This is a genomic window from Candidatus Bathyarchaeia archaeon (genome assembly GCA_041447175.1).
Lineage (GTDB): Archaea > Thermoproteota > Bathyarchaeia > Bathyarchaeales > Bathycorpusculaceae > JADGNF01.
Map to the genome: position 1 here is coordinate 1,825,176 of CP166960.1, position 15,091 is coordinate 1,840,266.

Annotated in this window: 20 protein-coding genes; 2 read left to right on the plus strand and 18 right to left on the minus strand. The window is 47.1% G+C overall.

The window, feature by feature from the left end; all coding sequences use genetic code 11:
• Window positions 1-280 precede the first annotated feature (280 nt).
• Entirely contained in the window at window positions 281-1,384 is a 1,104-nt protein-coding gene (locus ACBZ72_09560; GenBank protein XES76416.1) for a DEAD/DEAH box helicase, read from the plus strand.
• Window positions 1,385-1,441: 57 nt separating this feature from the next.
• Window positions 1,442-1,585 (plus strand): YHS domain-containing protein, encoded by a 144-nt coding sequence (locus ACBZ72_09565; protein XES76417.1) that lies wholly within the window; start codon window positions 1,442-1,444, stop codon window positions 1,583-1,585.
• A 125-nt stretch (window positions 1,586-1,710) separates the two neighbouring features.
• On the opposite strand, the gene ACBZ72_09570 is transcribed toward ACBZ72_09565, so the two are convergent.
• The 18 genes from ACBZ72_09570 to ACBZ72_09655 all read right to left on the minus strand — a co-directional run bounded on the left by ACBZ72_09570 (window position 1,711) and on the right by ACBZ72_09655 (window position 14,932).
• A complete protein-coding gene (locus tag ACBZ72_09570) occupies window positions 1,711-2,988 on the minus strand; it encodes a DUF1015 domain-containing protein (GenBank protein XES76418.1) in 1,278 nt (425 codons plus the stop codon).
• 10 nt (window positions 2,989-2,998) lie between these two features.
• Window positions 2,999-3,892, minus strand: coding sequence for a hydroxyacid dehydrogenase (locus ACBZ72_09575; protein XES76419.1), 894 nt, complete (start codon window positions 3,890-3,892; stop codon window positions 2,999-3,001).
• A complete protein-coding gene (locus ACBZ72_09580) occupies window positions 3,889-4,968 on the minus strand; it encodes an alanine--glyoxylate aminotransferase family protein (GenBank protein ID XES76420.1) in 1,080 nt (359 codons plus the stop codon). Before ACBZ72_09580 ends, ACBZ72_09575 begins: the two co-directional genes overlap by 4 nt.
• A gap of 307 nt (window positions 4,969-5,275) precedes the next feature.
• Window positions 5,276-5,695 carry a roadblock/LC7 domain-containing protein gene (locus tag ACBZ72_09585; GenBank protein XES76421.1) on the minus strand — a complete coding sequence of 140 codons (420 nt, stop codon included), beginning with the start codon at window positions 5,693-5,695 and terminating at the stop codon, window positions 5,276-5,278.
• A complete protein-coding gene (locus ACBZ72_09590; protein XES76422.1) occupies window positions 5,692-6,543 on the minus strand; it encodes a hypothetical protein in 852 nt (283 codons plus the stop codon). Before ACBZ72_09590 ends, ACBZ72_09585 begins: the two co-directional genes overlap by 4 nt.
• Window positions 6,544-6,565: 22 nt before the next feature.
• Window positions 6,566-6,991, minus strand: coding sequence for a hypothetical protein (locus tag ACBZ72_09595; GenBank protein ID XES76423.1), 426 nt, complete (start codon window positions 6,989-6,991; stop codon window positions 6,566-6,568).
• A 93-nt stretch (window positions 6,992-7,084) separates the two neighbouring features.
• On the minus strand, window positions 7,085-7,381 hold the full coding sequence (locus ACBZ72_09600) for a hypothetical protein (protein XES76424.1): 297 nt from the start codon (window positions 7,379-7,381) through the stop codon (window positions 7,085-7,087).
• A gap of 377 nt (window positions 7,382-7,758) precedes the next feature.
• A complete protein-coding gene (locus tag ACBZ72_09605; GenBank protein ID XES76425.1) occupies window positions 7,759-8,094 on the minus strand; it encodes a hypothetical protein in 336 nt (111 codons plus the stop codon).
• A 217-nt stretch (window positions 8,095-8,311) separates the two neighbouring features.
• Entirely contained in the window at window positions 8,312-9,790 is a 1,479-nt protein-coding gene (locus ACBZ72_09610) for a hypothetical protein (protein XES76426.1), read from the minus strand.
• Window positions 9,715-10,830, minus strand: coding sequence for a nitrous oxide reductase family maturation protein NosD (locus ACBZ72_09615; GenBank protein ID XES76427.1), 1,116 nt, complete (start codon window positions 10,828-10,830; stop codon window positions 9,715-9,717). Before ACBZ72_09615 ends, ACBZ72_09610 begins: the two co-directional genes overlap by 76 nt.
• Before the next feature lie 242 nt (window positions 10,831-11,072).
• Complete coding sequence (locus tag ACBZ72_09620) at window positions 11,073-11,303, minus strand: DNA-directed RNA polymerase subunit N (protein XES76428.1); 231 nt, start codon at window positions 11,301-11,303, stop codon at window positions 11,073-11,075.
• A gap of 15 nt (window positions 11,304-11,318) precedes the next feature.
• On the minus strand, window positions 11,319-11,729 hold the full coding sequence (locus ACBZ72_09625; protein XES76429.1) for a 30S ribosomal protein S9: 411 nt from the start codon (window positions 11,727-11,729) through the stop codon (window positions 11,319-11,321).
• A gap of 2 nt (window positions 11,730-11,731) precedes the next feature.
• The gene (rplM, locus tag ACBZ72_09630) at window positions 11,732-12,190 is read right to left on the minus strand and encodes a 50S ribosomal protein L13 (protein XES76430.1); all 459 of its coding nucleotides are present in this window, start codon (window positions 12,188-12,190) and stop codon (window positions 11,732-11,734) included.
• Between the two features lie 5 nt (window positions 12,191-12,195).
• Window positions 12,196-12,558 carry a 50S ribosomal protein L18e gene (locus tag ACBZ72_09635; GenBank protein XES76431.1) on the minus strand — a complete coding sequence of 121 codons (363 nt, stop codon included), beginning with the start codon at window positions 12,556-12,558 and terminating at the stop codon, window positions 12,196-12,198.
• Window positions 12,555-13,358, minus strand: coding sequence for a DNA-directed RNA polymerase subunit D (locus tag ACBZ72_09640; protein XES76432.1), 804 nt, complete (start codon window positions 13,356-13,358; stop codon window positions 12,555-12,557). Before ACBZ72_09640 ends, ACBZ72_09635 begins: the two co-directional genes overlap by 4 nt.
• A gap of 118 nt (window positions 13,359-13,476) precedes the next feature.
• A complete protein-coding gene (locus ACBZ72_09645; protein XES76433.1) occupies window positions 13,477-13,881 on the minus strand; it encodes a 30S ribosomal protein S11 in 405 nt (134 codons plus the stop codon).
• Window positions 13,878-14,456, minus strand: coding sequence for a 30S ribosomal protein S4 (locus ACBZ72_09650; GenBank protein XES76434.1), 579 nt, complete (start codon window positions 14,454-14,456; stop codon window positions 13,878-13,880). The genes ACBZ72_09645 and ACBZ72_09650 overlap by 4 nt, the downstream gene beginning before the upstream one ends.
• Window positions 14,457-14,458: 2 nt before the next feature.
• Window positions 14,459-14,932: a 30S ribosomal protein S13 gene (locus tag ACBZ72_09655; GenBank protein XES76435.1), complete on the minus strand. Its 474-nt coding sequence runs from the start codon at window positions 14,930-14,932 to the stop codon at window positions 14,459-14,461.
• Window positions 14,933-15,091: the final 159 nt, after the last annotated feature.

Sequence of the window (15,091 nt, forward strand, 5' to 3'; positions counted from 1 at the left end):
AAGCCGCAGTTTAATGGGTTGTTTCATTAATCGAAATATGTTGTCTTTTGACATACAAGAAAACCGCAAAAACTTGTTTGCATCACACAAGAAACTAGATTTTTTCTGCTAAACGTTTTTATACGCGAATAAGAAATGTTGCTACATCACACTGACTCATGTAACCATGAAGCTCCCAGGCTGAAGCTTTTGAATAAATGCATGGAACGTTTGTGATAGGAGAATCGAACACACGTTAGAAGTACAATCATTCCAAGACCTACCCTTAAGTAGGGAGGTTTTGAAAAGCATAAACGAGCTTGGATTTAAACAGCTTTTCCCCATACAAGCTCAAGCCATCTTGCCCCTGCTTGAAGGCAAAGACGTCATCGGGCAAGCCCAAACCGGAACCGGCAAAACCGCTGCGTTCGGCGTGCCCATGGTAGAAAGATTAGACCCCAGCATCAGAAAAGTTCAGGGCTTAGTTTTGGTGCCTACACGCGAACTTGCCATGCAAGTTGCAAACAACATGCACCTGTTTGCTAAATACAAAAAACTACGCGTGCTGCCCGTTTACGGCGGAGCCTCCATGGAAAGGCAAATCCGCGAATTATCCAACGGCGCCCAAATCGTGGTTGGTACCCCGGGACGCGTAATTGACCTGTTGGAACGCCGCGTGCTGAACTTGGCTTCGGTGAAGGTTCTGGTTTTGGATGAAGCGGACCGCATGTTGGACATGGGTTTCATCGATGACATCACCTTCATTTTGTCGCGGGCGCCCTCAACACGGCAGACTAGCCTGTTTAGTGCAACCATCGACAAGACGGTCATGAAGGTCTGTAACCGCTACATGAAGAACCCCGTGAAAATCTTTGTTAGCAAAGACGAGATTGGGGTGACGCAGATGAAGCAGTACTACAAGATTGTTAATCAGGGCGCCAAATTTGATGCCCTATGCACCATACTGCATGACAGCGAAGTTGACCGCGCCATTGTGTTTTGCAGGACGCGTCATGAAACCAGCAAGGTCGCGGATAAGCTTGCGAAGAAGGGTTATCGAGCGCAGGCGTTGCATGCGGGGTATACGCAGCCTCAGCGGGAACGTGCCATAAACGCGTTTCGTGCAGGAAAACTGAATCTGCTGGTTGCCACGGATGTGGCTGCTAGGGGACTGGACATTGACGGCATTACGCATATAATCAACTTTGATGTCCCTGAGGACCCGTTGGTGTATTTCCACCGTGTAGGCAGAACTGCGCGGAAAGGTTCGGACGGCACAGCCATCACTTTAGTTAGTTATGGCGAGATGAGCAATTTTGACAGCATCAAATCCATAACCAAAACCAAAATTGAGGTTATGGATACGGTTTGCAGTCAGGATTCGCCTGTTGTGGGCTTTTTTTAAACCACTAACCATAATAGGCGGAAAATCTACTCTCTGTTGAGGTCACGACCAGAGAAAATGTTTAGAGACCCAGTTTGCGGCATGGTACTAGACGAAAATACAGCGAAATTCAAAATAACCTATCAAGGCGAAACGTACCATTTCTGCAGTTTACAATGCAAAAAAAAGTTCAAGCGCCATGCAACCAAATACATCAAGTAAAGCGGTACGCACTTGACTACAAAACAGAACAGGATTCAGAAAACACACCATCAAAGCGGCTACGGGTACAGCGAAGTTTTGGTTTCATCAAACACGTGAATCAGTTTTTTATAAAAAATTGAAGGTTAGAGTTTGTCGGTTGCAGAAACATCCATCATGGTCAAGCCCGAGGCAGGTTTCGGGTAAAAGTCGGTGGATTTCTCGGGGAGACGAGCTCTTTTTTGAGCAATTTCCCATACTACCTTTGGACTGATGGAGTTAACAAGGAAAGCCAGTTTGGCTTCACCGCTGTCGATTTTATCCATTGCAGTCCGCATAGAACGCTCATAAAGAATGTCTTCCTCAATTTTCAGCTCACCAGTTTTCATCATGGTGTTGAAAACAACGTCTTTGAGGATGACCACATCAAGGATGTGTTCTAAGTTGGATTCGTTTAAAGCAGCAAGTTTTGCAACTTGTTGTTCATCTCTCAAAAACAAACCGTAAGCCTTTGTCCCATCGTAGATGCAGAAAGCATGTTCAGATTTATGCTTCTTCAGGTAACCTTCCATTACACTGACTTTGGGACTTAACTCTGAAATCTCAAAAAACGAAGCGAGCGCCTCAATGGTTTCTATAGTTAATTCAAATCGGCGCAGCAGCCTGTGAGTAGGCAATACAACTAACCCCTCATCTTGAACCGGCACCATGTAGCTCATGTGGAAGTTAAACGCTGAATCCTCCGTCCACTCCACCTGACTTCGACGTTCATCACGATAAGCCAGAGCACTCTCATATCGGTGGTGCCCATCCGTGATAACCAAGGTTTTGCTTTCCATAGCCATCTGCACCAACGCAATTTTTTCAGGGTCCGTTACACACCAAAGTTTGTGGCGTACCCGCAGCTCATCCTCCACCTCCATGTCTGGCGGCGTTTTGGCAACTTCACGGAGAAACTCAACGGTCACTTTTTCAGGGTCCGAGTAAATCAGAAACACCGGCTCAAGGTCCTTCTGAATTGTCCGCAGCATGTTAAGGCGGTCAGCTTTGGGCGCTGAATAGGTGGTTTCGTGAGGGAACACTAGACCTTCGTTGTAGGGATACAGCCTCAACGCGGCAATTAATCCCGTGCGCGTACAGTTTTTGCCGTCTAAACGGAATTCTTGGCGGCACACGAAAATTGCGGGTTCTTCATCTTTAGCCAGTACGTGCTCGTTTAGCCATTCGTAGATGCGTTGATGCACAGTTTGATAGCGGTTCTCTTCGATGGGCAAAATCAGGCGACAATAATTGTAGGGAGACTTCTCATAGTACTCCCGTTGCATATCTTGATTAATTTTGTCGTAGGGCTGAGTAATCAGGGACTTAAGAGCCCCTGCTTTTTCAGTATATCGAATGGCTTTGAAGGGTCGAACATCAACCATAGGTATCCACTCACTTCTCCAAAGCTTCTATAACCTTTTGAGCTATTTTTATACTAGTCTGAACTTGAGCTTCATAGGTCTGAGCCCCCACATGCGGCGTAGCAATAACGTTCTTGAGGGCAAGCAACCTGCTATTTTTTGGGGGTTCCTTTTCAAACACGTCCAAAGCGGCACCTTTAACTTTGCCGTGCAGAAGAGCGTCATAAAGCGCATCTTCATCAACGATTCCGCCTCGACTACAATTGATAAGCAACACGTCATCTTTCATCTTGGCAAATTCTTTTGTGGAAATCAGATGTCGTGTGTGAGGAGTCAAAGGAACATGAATCGTAACAAAGTCCGCTTGCGGCAACATCACGTCAATTGGGACGAATTCGTCACTGACACAAACATCAACAGTCAAAACCTTCATGCCCAGAGCAGAGGCAAGCCGTTTAACTTCTCGCCCGATGTTTCCGCAGCCCACAATGCCCAAGGTTTTTCCGTTGATTTCGGTGCCCATAAGTTCTTCTTTTAACCACTTGCCTTCCCTAAGGGTTAAGGTAGCTGGGATAATATTTCGGGCAAGAACAAGCAGATGCCCAATGACAAGTTCGGCAACACTAACTGAAGCCACATGAGGGGTGTTTACGACGGCGATACCCTGTTTTTCAGCTTGCGCCACATCAATATTATCTAAGCCGTCGCCTGCGCGCCCAATCACTTTCAGGTTTTTTCCTTCGGAAAGGAGGTCAGCTGTAACTTTAGTTGCTGACCGAACGATGAGCACATCGTATTCTCCGATTATGTTGGGCAACTCGGTTTTTGGAAGAGTCCACGCCTTTTTGACGAAGTACCCTTTCTGTTCAAACAGTTTGATTCCGTCTTCGAAAAGTGGGTCACTGATTAGAACTTTATAGGTCACGTTGTTAGGCCCCAAATCTCATCAATGGCGGCCAAAGCTTCCTTGATGCCTTCAACTGTCCACTCACCCATGTGGCCAATTCGGAAGGTTTTCTCGGCAAGCTGCCCATAACCGTTGCTTATGGTTAAGCCTTTTTCGGCGAGTTTTTGGTTAAGTTCCTTCACGTTTTTGCCTTGGGTGTTTGTTATGCATGAAACAGTTACAGATTCATAGCCAGCCTCAGGGAACATTTCAAAGTGCTTCTTTGCCCAAGCCCGTGTGAGTTGCGCCATGTCTAAGTGCCGCTGATAGATTTTTGGGTAGGTTTCGGCTATCATCAAGTCTAAGCGTTTATCCAACGCATACAAAAGCGAAACGTTAGGGGTGAAGGGCGTTTGATGCTTCTTTTCGAACTCGAAGATCTCAAGCAAATCCGTGTAACCGCCTCTGTTAGGCACCTCTTGGGCACGCTCCAAGGCTTTGTCGCTTACCAACGCAACAGCTAAGCCAGGGGGCAAAGCAAAGCACTTCTGGGTGGAAGCGAAAAGGATGTCAACGCCCATTTCATGCGGCAGAGTCAAGTCGCCGCCCATAGAGGAAACGCTGTCCACAGCAAAGACGACTTCAGGGTAGTCTTTTTTGACGAGTTTGCCGACCTCAGCAACTGGGCTTCTGGCGCCAGTGGAGGATTCATTGTGGCACATGGTTAATGTGTCGTACTCTCCTGACTCCAGCCTCTCAGCTACAGCATCGGGTTTGACAACCTTACCCCAATCCACTTCGATAAAGTCAGCGGGTTTGCCACAGGAACGGACGATTTCGCCAAAACGCTTGCTGAAGGCACCGTTGATGCAGCAAAGAGCCTTCTTTTTTACAACGCTTCTGCCGACAATATCAAACCACAAGGTTCCTGAAGAGGTTGTAGTTGTGGGCTGGTAGCCTTGGGGTAACTTAAAGAATTTTGCCAGTTTAGCTGTCACTCCGCCGTAGAAGTCGCTGAATTCTTTGCTTCGATGCCCTATCATTGGGTGGGTTTGTTCTTGAAGGATTTGGCTGCTGACCTCAGTGGGTCCGGGAATCAGGAGTTTTTTATGCATGTACACGGTTCTCCATGATGCTTAAGCGGTTAGAGGCACATTGTTTGGCGCTTTGTTTGCGTCATTTTGCTGTGTTCTGGTTCAAAACCTGACTACAAGCAAAACAAGTGATAAGTGGGTTAACTTTAGTTTGCGTTGAACCCGTAACGGTTGGATGCAAACGGTGCGTTCATTATAGTTAGCCTCTAGAGCAAGAATGGGTTTGGATTTTGGATATAAAGTTTATGCTGTTGGAGTCTGAGGTTCATTTTTCCGCGCACATAGAAGCACGGATACCTGTTCGGGCTGCACTACCAATTGAGAAGCATCAAGCAGTGAACTGTTTTAAAAGAGCCAAAACTTTTTGGGGTTCCACTGTTTTTCCCATGAAAACGTTCAGAGTATATTCGCCGATTTTCACCAAAACCACTTTCAGTGTGGCACACTCTATGGTTGCACTCTCTAACTTGCCCAAGCTGAAGAGATTGCTGAATTCTTTTATGGCGTCAAATGCTTGAGAGGTCAACAACGCGTACTCCACAGTCTTTTGAGAGTCCTTAAGATTAATTGTCGCAGTTGAACCATTTTTGAGTATGTAGCCTAAAACGCCTTCCATCTGGTTGACTTCTTTGAGGCATCGCTTTAGTTCTGGAGAAAGGTTAAGTGACGGGTCAGGGTTAGCATCGATAACAATGGGAGTGTTTTGGGTGTTTGTGGTTTCTTGCCGTTTTTGTTTTTTGGGGGTCACGTGTTTTCCTCCTCAGTGAAAACGGGTCTAACTGTGACAAGGGCACCTTTACGGATTTCTAACAGCTGCTGCAGTTTCTCAGGAATCTGAATCACACCCTTACCCTCAAGCCTTGAGTCTCTCACGGGCTTAAAGTGGCATCGTAGTTTTTTGCCTACTTGCGGCTCTTCCACCTCAACTTCCAAAATTTTTTGGTCGCCGTAAAAGTTTTTCCATTGGGAGAGGACTTCGCGGTCAACTCGCACGACATTTTCCGAGCAAGTCACCAGCCTTAAGCCGCTTAGAGTTTCCACCATAAGTTGGCTGGCGGGCGCCTCGGGCAAAGTTGGTTCAGGTTCAGATTTCCCGTAAACTGGCTCAGGAATTTCCGCAGGGGTTTCCTGAGAGGTCAGGTCCATGGTTGGAGCTTGGGGTTCGTTGTCCAGACCTTCAGGTTCGGGTGGAAACTGGTTTTCGGTGGGCGATTTTGTGGTTAAGTTAGGATTAACTGTCTGAAGCACTTTTATGACTGTTGGAATCACAACATGAATTAAGTTGCGAAGGCTTTGTTCGTCAACTTCACAGTCAGCTATGGTTGCTAAGTAAAACTCGTTTAAGCCGGTAACCGTGACTTTGTGGTTCTCGCCTTGGAAGGTGAAGGAGTCTAATCCGCCGAAAGCGTGGGCATGTTTAGATAAGGCTTGGATTGCTTGAGCCGCCGCGTCTGCTGCCGCTTCATCGGTTACGTAGTCTTTTGCTACAAGCTGCGCGTCGGCTGTGAAAAGAAAAGCATGCTGCACGTTTGGGCAGACATGTTTGACTTCGTTGAGGGCGCTGTTCAACGCCAGGAAGCAGGCTTCAGAGTTCATCTTAAACCTCCAAATAGTTTGGCTATGAGAGTTTGAAGAGGATACGTTCGGGGACGCCTTCGTTTTCTACCACGAGGTATTTGAGTCCTTCAGTGTCCCCCAACTGGTCAAACCATTTGAGGGCTTCGCGGGCGCGCTGCATTGTGAGCAGATGCTCTTGAAAACTGCGAACCACCTGTTCGATGGCGTTTAACTCGTGGAAAGGGGTTGCGTCCAAGATTATGTTGAGGCTACCGACGGTGACTTCGCCGTTACCTTCGTTGCCGCCTTTTTTGCCAGAGAGCTTAAGGACAACTTCACAGATTTTTTTGGATTTTTCGGCTATGATGCGGATTTCGTCTAGGCGCCGCAGGTATCCGCTTAAGGTGCTTTCGGTGTCGCCGATTTCTTTGTCTAGGCGGTCAGCTAATTGTTCGGCTGATTGATACTCTTTTATTTCAACGACCATGGTTTGTTCCTCGTTAAGTTATTGATAGATAAGGAAGGGAAGGCGGTGAAACGCTGTTCACCTACCGAAACGTTGGTTCTAAAGAGGTGTGTGTTATGTTCCAGGAGCGTTCTGCTGCGCTGAGCCGATGACTTGGTTGCTGCCGTCGTAGAAGCCAATCTTGTAGCTGTTGCCGTTGACCCAGTCTGCTAGTGTACCTGCAATCACTAAGGTGGTACGGTCGCCAGCGTTGAAAGAAGTGCTATCATCCACTGCCCAACCACCATCAGTTAGCTCACTAATTGACGTTATTGGATAATCTTGGTTAGCAGGAGTTACAAGTTGATGGTTAATTTTAACTGAAACGACCACAATTGTCTTCGCACCAGAATTCTTCAACGCCAAATTCATATAAGTGCCACTTCATCCACAACAAAATCAACGTTTGCCACAGTAACTGAGGATGCACCCATAAACCCAATACTCACACCGCCCATTCAAGCCGCCACCACAACACTAACCGCAACCGCAATAAGAATAATCAAAGCCACAACACGACTAAAAGCGCACACATTCTTCTCAAATTTCCCAAGATAAGTGCTCAATTAATTCCCCGCCCAATTTCAGTGAAAACAGAAGAAGCCGAAAAACACATTTAAATCTTATGTCGCAAGATACTGTAGTGACTGTGTGTTGAACAGAGCAACACGTAAGCAAGAGAAACGGCGTGAGGAGGATTTAAAAGACGGGGAGAAGGAAGCGTAAACCAACTTGGGTTGTACGCTTATTTAGGTTTTTATGGTGTCAAAGAAGCCCAGAAGGAGTTTGGCTACTTTTTCGCCCAGGGGGGTGCTCAGGTAGTATTTTTTGAGGGGGTCTATGCGTTCGCTTTTTGCTAGCCCGAGTTCTTCGATTTCAATCATCCTTGCGCGGAAGGTGCCGTCGCTTAGCGTCAGGTTGTTTTCGCGCATGAAATCTTTTGCGTCTTTCCATTTGCCACGGTTTACGTACAGCAGCAGCAAACAATCGATAGCGTGGTCCTTCTCAAGCATAGCTTTAATGGCTGACATCTTGGGGTCAGTCAGGACCTGCTTGACCTTCTCCTCTTCTCCATTTTTCTTCATGAGTTCATCACACATTCCTGTTATGCTTTACTGTTAATGCACTTCACGTCAAGGTTTTTAACCTATATTACGAGTTGTGAAACATATCAGCAGACGCGTCTCTCAGCACGTGTAGGTTTCACAAAGGTAGTGTCGGCGAAACCTCCTTATAAATAAATTCCTTACCAACCCCTCAGAAACGGAATATACAACAAAAAAACTAGTAAAACCCCCATGTTTAAGCGATAAAGTACCAAAAAATGAAAAAAGACAAACACAAAGCACACATTTTCCCCTCATGAAGACGACGCCGCATGGCTTTTTTATTCAGGAACATAATTGTCAACGTGACCACGGCAAGCAGAGGCAGAAGCATCCAAGAGGGAACCTCGGGGATTGAAGGGGACGGCGTTAAGGTTTGGGGTGGACTTGAAGGGACAGTTGATGGGGGGCTTGGGGAGGGAGAAGCCGAAGGGAAAGGCGATGTTGCTGATGGAACAGTTTGGCTTGTGTTAGCTTTGAGGTTAATTTTAGCTAACCAAGTATACCCGTTTCCGCCTGCAACCGCGTAGCCTCCGTCACTGGTTTGGATAACTGAGTAGGCGTAACTGCCCTCCAAGTCTAGCGTCCATTGCTCATTTCCTTGAGCATCTGCCGTAACAAGCAGGGTGCCCGCAATTGCGAAGCCGCCGTCATTTGTCTGCATCATACTCCAGCCTTGTCCAGCCCCATAATACTGGGTCCACCGCAGGTTGCCCAAAGCATCTGTCTTGACAATGCCAAGATTCAAGCCGCCGCCGTTGCTACGTAGCCACATCCAGCCGCCCAAAGCGTAGCCTCCATCGGCGGTTTGGACAACAGCGTAGGCAAAGTCTTTGTCTTTGCTGCCGTAAGTTTGAGTCCACTGAATTTCTCCAGCAGAATCAGTTTTTATAAGCAAGTAGTTTGGTTCATTACCGCTCACTCCGCCCCCCACCAACGCATATCCCCCATCGCTTGTCTGGATAAGCGAATTCACCGTTTCATCCCCCAACGTTTTATTCCACATTTCATTGCCTGAGGCGTCGGTTTTTAGAAGCCAAATGAAGCCGTTGGCGTCGTTAGACGAAATGTGAGTTTGCCCCATTGCGGTGTTCGTTTGACCAGTTAACGCGTAGCCGCCATCGTTGGTTTGAATTACTGAAGTTGCCCAGCTGAAGCCATCTCCGATGTAGGTTTTGTTCCAAAGTAAATCGCCCGCCTCATCGATTTTTGCGAGCCATGCCCCTCCTGCATATTGACCGGCAATGGCATATGCGCCGTCTTGGGTTTGGATAAGCCAATTACCCAAGAAGTTGCTTGAGCCCAAGTAACTTTTTCTCCAGATTAAAGTCCCCTCTGAATCAATCTTTAAGAGCTCAACGGGGTTATCAAGAAATGGAACGGTTGCGCTTCCAAGTAGAAAACCGCCTTCTTCAGTTTGAAGGACAACGGAGCCTGAATTCCCGCCGCTATATGTTTGGTTCCATATTATGGAGGGCACCAACGAAGCACCCGTGGTGGAAGTGTTGTTTGGCGAATCAGAAGCTGAACGCACACAGCAGGCAAAGGATGAGCCAAATAAAATCAAGGCTACCAAAAAGAAGCTCACAAGCAGGTTTTTCATGGCTGCCAACTCCTCCGCCCTATTGTTGCTGTAGCTAAGGTGGTAGCTAAGAGTAAAATCAGAACTGCCCATGCAGAAAACTCGGGAACGGAAAAATCCCTGAAAAGGGGATAGTTGTCGCGGTAGATGACACTGTTGTCTCCATTAGCAACTATATGGTACGCGGTATTTCCTATTCCTGTGTTGTCGATTTCTGAGGCATTGGGGCACTTTGCCAAGTAGTCGCTCCAGTAGTTACCTTCCCCGCCTTTGTCCCAATAGTTGACTAAAGCTTTCCAGTTGTCGATGGTTCCAAAGAGCAGAACTTGAATTTCGTTTGCGGTGAAGTTGTTGTGGTAGAAGGTGTTGTTTGAGGAAGGGGCAACGGCAACTCCGAAGGGGTTGTATGCGAAGGTGTTTTCGGTTACAGTGTTGTTTGAGCAACGGTTGAGTTGTAACCCATAAGCGGAGGTACTGTTTGCAATGCAATTGCCGACAATGGTGTTGTTGTAGCTTTCATTGTCGAAGGAGACCCCAAAACTATTGCCCACCACAATGTTTTCTTGTATGATGTTGTTACTTCCGCCTGAAACGTATATGCCACATGCACCGCAGTTGGTGATGGAGTTTGCAGAAATAATGTTACAAGATTGCCCAGAGGCACGGGTTAAAGATGTTTCAAGTGAGATGCCATTCCCGTAACGAATGTAGCGGATTATGTTGTTGCTTATGTTGCAGTTCATACTTGATTGGAGGCGTATACCGTCGGGCTGAGGAATCGAGGCTGTGTAACCAGAGCAGTTTTCAATTGTGAATCCAGCTATTGTGACGTTGCTTGCTTTAACGTCGATTATGGTTGCTGTTGTGTAGTTTGCGTTTATGATTGTTGTGTTTGTGTTTTCTCCAATTAACGCTAACGGCTTGTCAATTAGTAAAGTCTCAGTGTAGGTACCTGCTTTCACAAACACCCTATCGCCGGCAGAGGCGCCTTCAAGGGCAGATTGGATGGTTGAATACTGGTCGGGCACTGTTAGCACTTTTGCTTCGGCCATGGAAAGCTCAATGTCCACAAAGCCGACAGCTACCAAACCAAATAAAACAAGAACCAACACATGGAGAGACCTTTTCTTCATGGCAGGTATACCTTAAGAAGACACAAGCGGCGCTTCGTTTAAGAGTATTTGTATAGGTTTCTTGACACAAAAAACCTGCAAAAAACGAAACGCAGGTAACAAAGAGAGGCTAATTGGGAACTTTTTTCGCTATCAAAGACCGTGTATAAGAGGACCAGCTCGAACATGCTTCGCATTAATCAATGAGGCTGGACTGCACAAAACAGTAGGAATAAATCAACAAAAAGGAAAAAGGGGCGTGTTTAGGTGAAGCTGCGGGTTTCTTTACGCTTTTCCGCTTCTTCAGTGAACCGCAAGATTTCGTCGATGATTTCCACGTTTGACAGCAACATGCGCCTGCAACAGTAACGTTTAACGCCTAAACTGTCCAACACGTCTTTAGCGTTTTCGCCTGTTCGGATTCGCCGGGCAAACTCTTCCCATTTGTCGCCGACCAATTTGCCGCAGGTGAAGCATCTTACGGGAATAATCATCGCGTTTTGGTCTCCTTATCTGTAGCTCTTTTGTTCTTTGGACCTTGCGCCTGGGCCACCAAACTTTTTGGGTTCCTTAGAGCGTGCATCGCCAGCAACCATGGTGCGGTCGTACTCGTTGAAAACCGTCTTAAGGTGAGTACTCTTGGTCCATCGTAGCAGGGCGTTGGCAATTGCCATGCGTGCAGCTTCAGCTTGACCCATGTAGCCTCCGCCGAGAGTCTTCACATCAATGTCCACTTGCTTCCAAGTGGCATCGCCAGCTTGCAGAAGGGGCTCCATGATTTTCTCGCGTGCAACTATGGGTTCATAAATCTCGACTGGAGTCATGTTAATGCGTACTCTGCCTGCTCCTTGCTTTACAACGGCGCGGGCAGTTGCGGTTTTTCTTTTTCCACTAACAACTAGCACTTTTTTACCTGGCATACCTATGCACCTTGATTCCATCCTATTCCTATGGCGAATTCGCCCAGAGTGAAATGTGGACCACTCAACCTTGAAACATCAGCTTGCGCAATTGTTTCTAACGTTTTGCCTTTGAACTCTTCAGGCAAACCCAAATAGACTTTTAAGCGTTTGTAGGCAGTTTTACCTTTCGGCTGCCTCCAAGGAACCATGCCGCGAACAGTTTTGCGGACAATACGGTCTGGTCTGCGGGAGTGGAATGGACCACGCTCAGGAGCCCCAACCTCCAAAAATTTGTGGGCTTCAGCAACCTTGACTTTTCGTCTGCCAGAAATCACCACTTTCTCGGCGTTAACTATGATTATACGTTCGCCGTTGAGGATGCGTTTGGCGACAACGCTGCATAAACGACCCAGAATGAGTCCTTCACCGTTAACATATGCAACGGAAACTTGTTTGGGGGAGGTTTTTGTAGCTTGCATCATAATCACCTAATTATTTTAACATTAGAGCCTTTTGGGTTAGCTTCCACAAGCTCAGTTATTGATAGATATCGCGCGTTCGCGCCAGCAAGTTTTGTTTTTGCCTTATCTGAAGCATCAAAAGCGGCAACCGTGACAGCATGGTCAAGAGAACCAGAAGCCAAGATTTTCCCGGGAACAATTACGGTTCCACTTTCCTCGGAGTTCCGGTTAATTTTGCTCAGATTCACGGCTACACGCTGCCTGCTAGGTTTAGCCAAATATTCAGCAACATCAAGCCATATGCCTGCGTCTTTCTCTCGACTCTGCGTTTTGAGATACTTGATAAGCTGCAGGAGTTCAGGATTCGTCGATTTAGTTTCTCTCATGGCACTTCAACCTTTAGCTGTTCTTCGAATTCACAAAGTTGTTTATCCAATATTTTTGTTGCTTCCTGCAAGATACGTTCGGGCGGAAGCGCACCCGTTGACTCGATATTCATAACAAAAGTGTCCTTTTCCCAGCTGATTTTTATGCCGTCACCTTTCTTGGGGCAAAGCTCTACACAATCCATGCACAAATTGCAGGCTAAAAGGTCACGAACTTCGACTGTTTCCCCTTTTATGGCAAGCACCCGTTTGGGGCAGATGTCAACACATTTTTGGCAGTCGCCACATTTTTCGGTGGGAACCTCAATTTTTGGGTAATACTTGTAGGCACATAAGCATACGGGCTGCCATTTCGCGTGAACTTTACCTTTACCCAGCCTAGCATAGGCTTCAAGCTTCAGTTTCTGACCCTTGCCCAATTTAACTATCGGAATCTTGTCTGACACAGGCACGATTTCAGGGTTCTCAGAAACCAACTCTCCTGAGTAAACAGGTCGCGTGCCCTCCGTGGACTCAGCGTTCAAAGTGAGAGTTACGCGACACTGAGAACAGCCAAATTCGCTTTGGCATTCGCAGTCTTCAGGTAAATTGTAATTGTCTAAGTCTGTTTTTAACGGAACCAGCCCTAACCTGTGAGCAATCATCTCATCCTGTAGTATTGAAGAGTTTTCAATCATGACGACCTCTTCAATGGCCATGGCGGGAACCTCGGCTAGAGCTATTCGACGCAGAGCATTCATTAACGGAACGTTTGCGTCTCTAATGATTACCCGAAGGTTTACCTCGTCTTTTTCAAGCATTTCTATCTTCACTTACTTACACTCCACAAGTCAACGGACAAAGCTGAGTCAATTGACAAAGCTGCGGTGCCGTTATTTCAATATTTCTCTCAATAAAGGGGAAAGAAAAGCGACGCAACTAAACACGTCTGCCTCTTCTGCCGCCTGGCCTGCGAGTGCCATCATGCGGTACAGGTGTAACTTCTTCGATGCGTTCAATGCGGAAACCAAACCGTGCAAAAGCTCGGATTGCTGCTTGGGCTCCGGGTCCAGGGGTTCTGGGTCCACTGCCGCCGGGAGCGCGAACTTTGATGTGTACGGCAGTTATTCCTTTGTCTCGTGCCATTTCGGCTGCGCCTGTAGCTGCACGCATGGCAGCGTAGGGGGAGGATTCCATGCGGTCTGCTTTGACGTACATGCCGCCGCTGGTTCGGGCGATGGTTTCTGCGCCTGATATGTCGGTGATGTGAATTACGGTGTTGTTGTAGGAGCTGAAGATGTGGACTACGCCCCATTTTTCTGTTCGTTTAGTGCTGGTGCTCAAAATCTGCCGCCTCTTCGTCTGTCTCTGGATTGGTTAATCACACGTGGTTTAGAAACAACCAGCATTGCCTGTCGAGTTGGGTGGTCAGGGTTTGTTAGTTGACTCTCGGCGGTGTAGTTAAGGGTTTTTTCTTCCTCACGAGACACCAGGTAACCTGGAATAGTAACTCGGCGGTTATCCAAAGCTATGTGCCCATGGGTTACGAGTTGCCGAGCTTGATGAACAGTTTTTGTCAGGTTCTTCCGGAAAACCAACGTTTGCAATCTACGCTCAAGAATATCTTCCAAGGTTAAGTCCAAAACGTCGTCCAAGACGGCGGTGTCTTGAAGAACCCCAAGTTTCTTGAGTTTAGTGAGAAGCTCATTCTCCATTTTCATGCGTTCCTCAGCGGGTTTTCCGATGAGTGTACGAGCGATACCTCGGAACTTGCTTAGTTGAGTTTCATGACGCCAAAGTTCATGCTTGTTTCTCAAGCCAAAAGTGCCTAGAAGTTTAAGTTCTTCCTGCAGGATGTCTTTGCGCCAAGGGAAACGGGGAGTGTTAAATTTCTTTCTTTGCCTTTTTGGGTCACCCATGCTTATTTGCCTCCTGTCTTACCTGCGGGAGCCTTCTTCTTGACACCCAAGGATTTGCCTGCGCGCCCAGTGGTTTTGGTTCGTTGCCCACGGACTTTCAAGCTGTAAGCGTGCCGGTACCCACGCCAACACCGGATGGCTTTGGCGTCGTCGATGTCGGTTTTTGTTCTCCAGAGCAGGTTGGCGCTTATAAGGTGCAGGTCTTTTCCTGTTTCAGAGTCTTTTCGGCGGTTAAAGAGCCAACCGGGTAAATTGTAGGCTGCGGGGTCTTTGACTATATCCTCAATTTTTGCAATATCTGCGTCTGTGAGGAAACCAGCTCGCAGGTTTGGGTTTATGCCCGCCTTTTTGAGGATGGCGGTGGCAAGGCTGAGGCTTACGCCTTTGATGCTGGAAACAGAGTAAGGAACCTTTAGGGTGCCTGCTGAATCAGCGCCCAAAATGCGAACGATGTGACGAAATTCCTGAGATGACATCTATTTTTCATCCGTTTAGCTTGAAGCATATACGAAATGAGTCAGTCTTTATTTAAACCTTCCTTTCACAAAAACATTATCAACAGCTTTAAGCGCACCATGCCTTACGCGCATTTTTAGCCTCAAAGTGGAGAAGTTTTTTAGAGGAAGTTAACCCGA

What these genes read in the sequence shown, in the direction of transcription:
- ACBZ72_09565 (XES76417.1), top strand. Translation starts at nt 1,442, where the DNA reads ATGTTTAGAGACCCAGTTTGCGGCATGGTACTAGACGAAAATACAGCG.
- ACBZ72_09570 (XES76418.1), bottom strand. Translation starts at nt 2,988, where the DNA reads ATGGTTGATGTTCGACCCTTCAAAGCCATTCGATATACTGAAAAAGCA.
- ACBZ72_09580 (XES76420.1), bottom strand. Translation starts at nt 4,968, where the DNA reads ATGCATAAAAAACTCCTGATTCCCGGACCCACTGAGGTCAGCAGCCAA.
- ACBZ72_09590 (XES76422.1), bottom strand. Translation starts at nt 6,543, where the DNA reads ATGAACTCTGAAGCCTGCTTCCTGGCGTTGAACAGCGCCCTCAACGAA.
- ACBZ72_09595 (XES76423.1), bottom strand. Translation starts at nt 6,991, where the DNA reads ATGGTCGTTGAAATAAAAGAGTATCAATCAGCCGAACAATTAGCTGAC.
- ACBZ72_09600 (XES76424.1), bottom strand. Translation starts at nt 7,381, where the DNA reads ATGAATTTGGCGTTGAAGAATTCTGGTGCGAAGACAATTGTGGTCGTT.
- ACBZ72_09605 (XES76425.1), bottom strand. Translation starts at nt 8,094, where the DNA reads ATGAAGAAAAATGGAGAAGAGGAGAAGGTCAAGCAGGTCCTGACTGAC.
- ACBZ72_09610 (XES76426.1), bottom strand. Translation starts at nt 9,790, where the DNA reads ATGGGCAGTTCTGATTTTACTCTTAGCTACCACCTTAGCTACAGCAAC.
- ACBZ72_09615 (XES76427.1), bottom strand. Translation starts at nt 10,830, where the DNA reads ATGAAGAAAAGGTCTCTCCATGTGTTGGTTCTTGTTTTATTTGGTTTG.
- ACBZ72_09620 (XES76428.1), bottom strand. Translation starts at nt 11,303, where the DNA reads ATGATTATTCCCGTAAGATGCTTCACCTGCGGCAAATTGGTCGGCGAC.
- ACBZ72_09625 (XES76429.1), bottom strand. Translation starts at nt 11,729, where the DNA reads ATGCCAGGTAAAAAAGTGCTAGTTGTTAGTGGAAAAAGAAAAACCGCA.
- rplM (XES76430.1), bottom strand. Translation starts at nt 12,190, where the DNA reads ATGCAAGCTACAAAAACCTCCCCCAAACAAGTTTCCGTTGCATATGTT.
- ACBZ72_09635 (XES76431.1), bottom strand. Translation starts at nt 12,558, where the DNA reads ATGAGAGAAACTAAATCGACGAATCCTGAACTCCTGCAGCTTATCAAG.
- ACBZ72_09640 (XES76432.1), bottom strand. Translation starts at nt 13,358, where the DNA reads ATGCTTGAAAAAGACGAGGTAAACCTTCGGGTAATCATTAGAGACGCA.
- ACBZ72_09650 (XES76434.1), bottom strand. Translation starts at nt 14,456, where the DNA reads ATGGGTGACCCAAAAAGGCAAAGAAAGAAATTTAACACTCCCCGTTTC.
- ACBZ72_09655 (XES76435.1), bottom strand. Translation starts at nt 14,932, where the DNA reads ATGTCATCTCAGGAATTTCGTCACATCGTTCGCATTTTGGGCGCTGAT.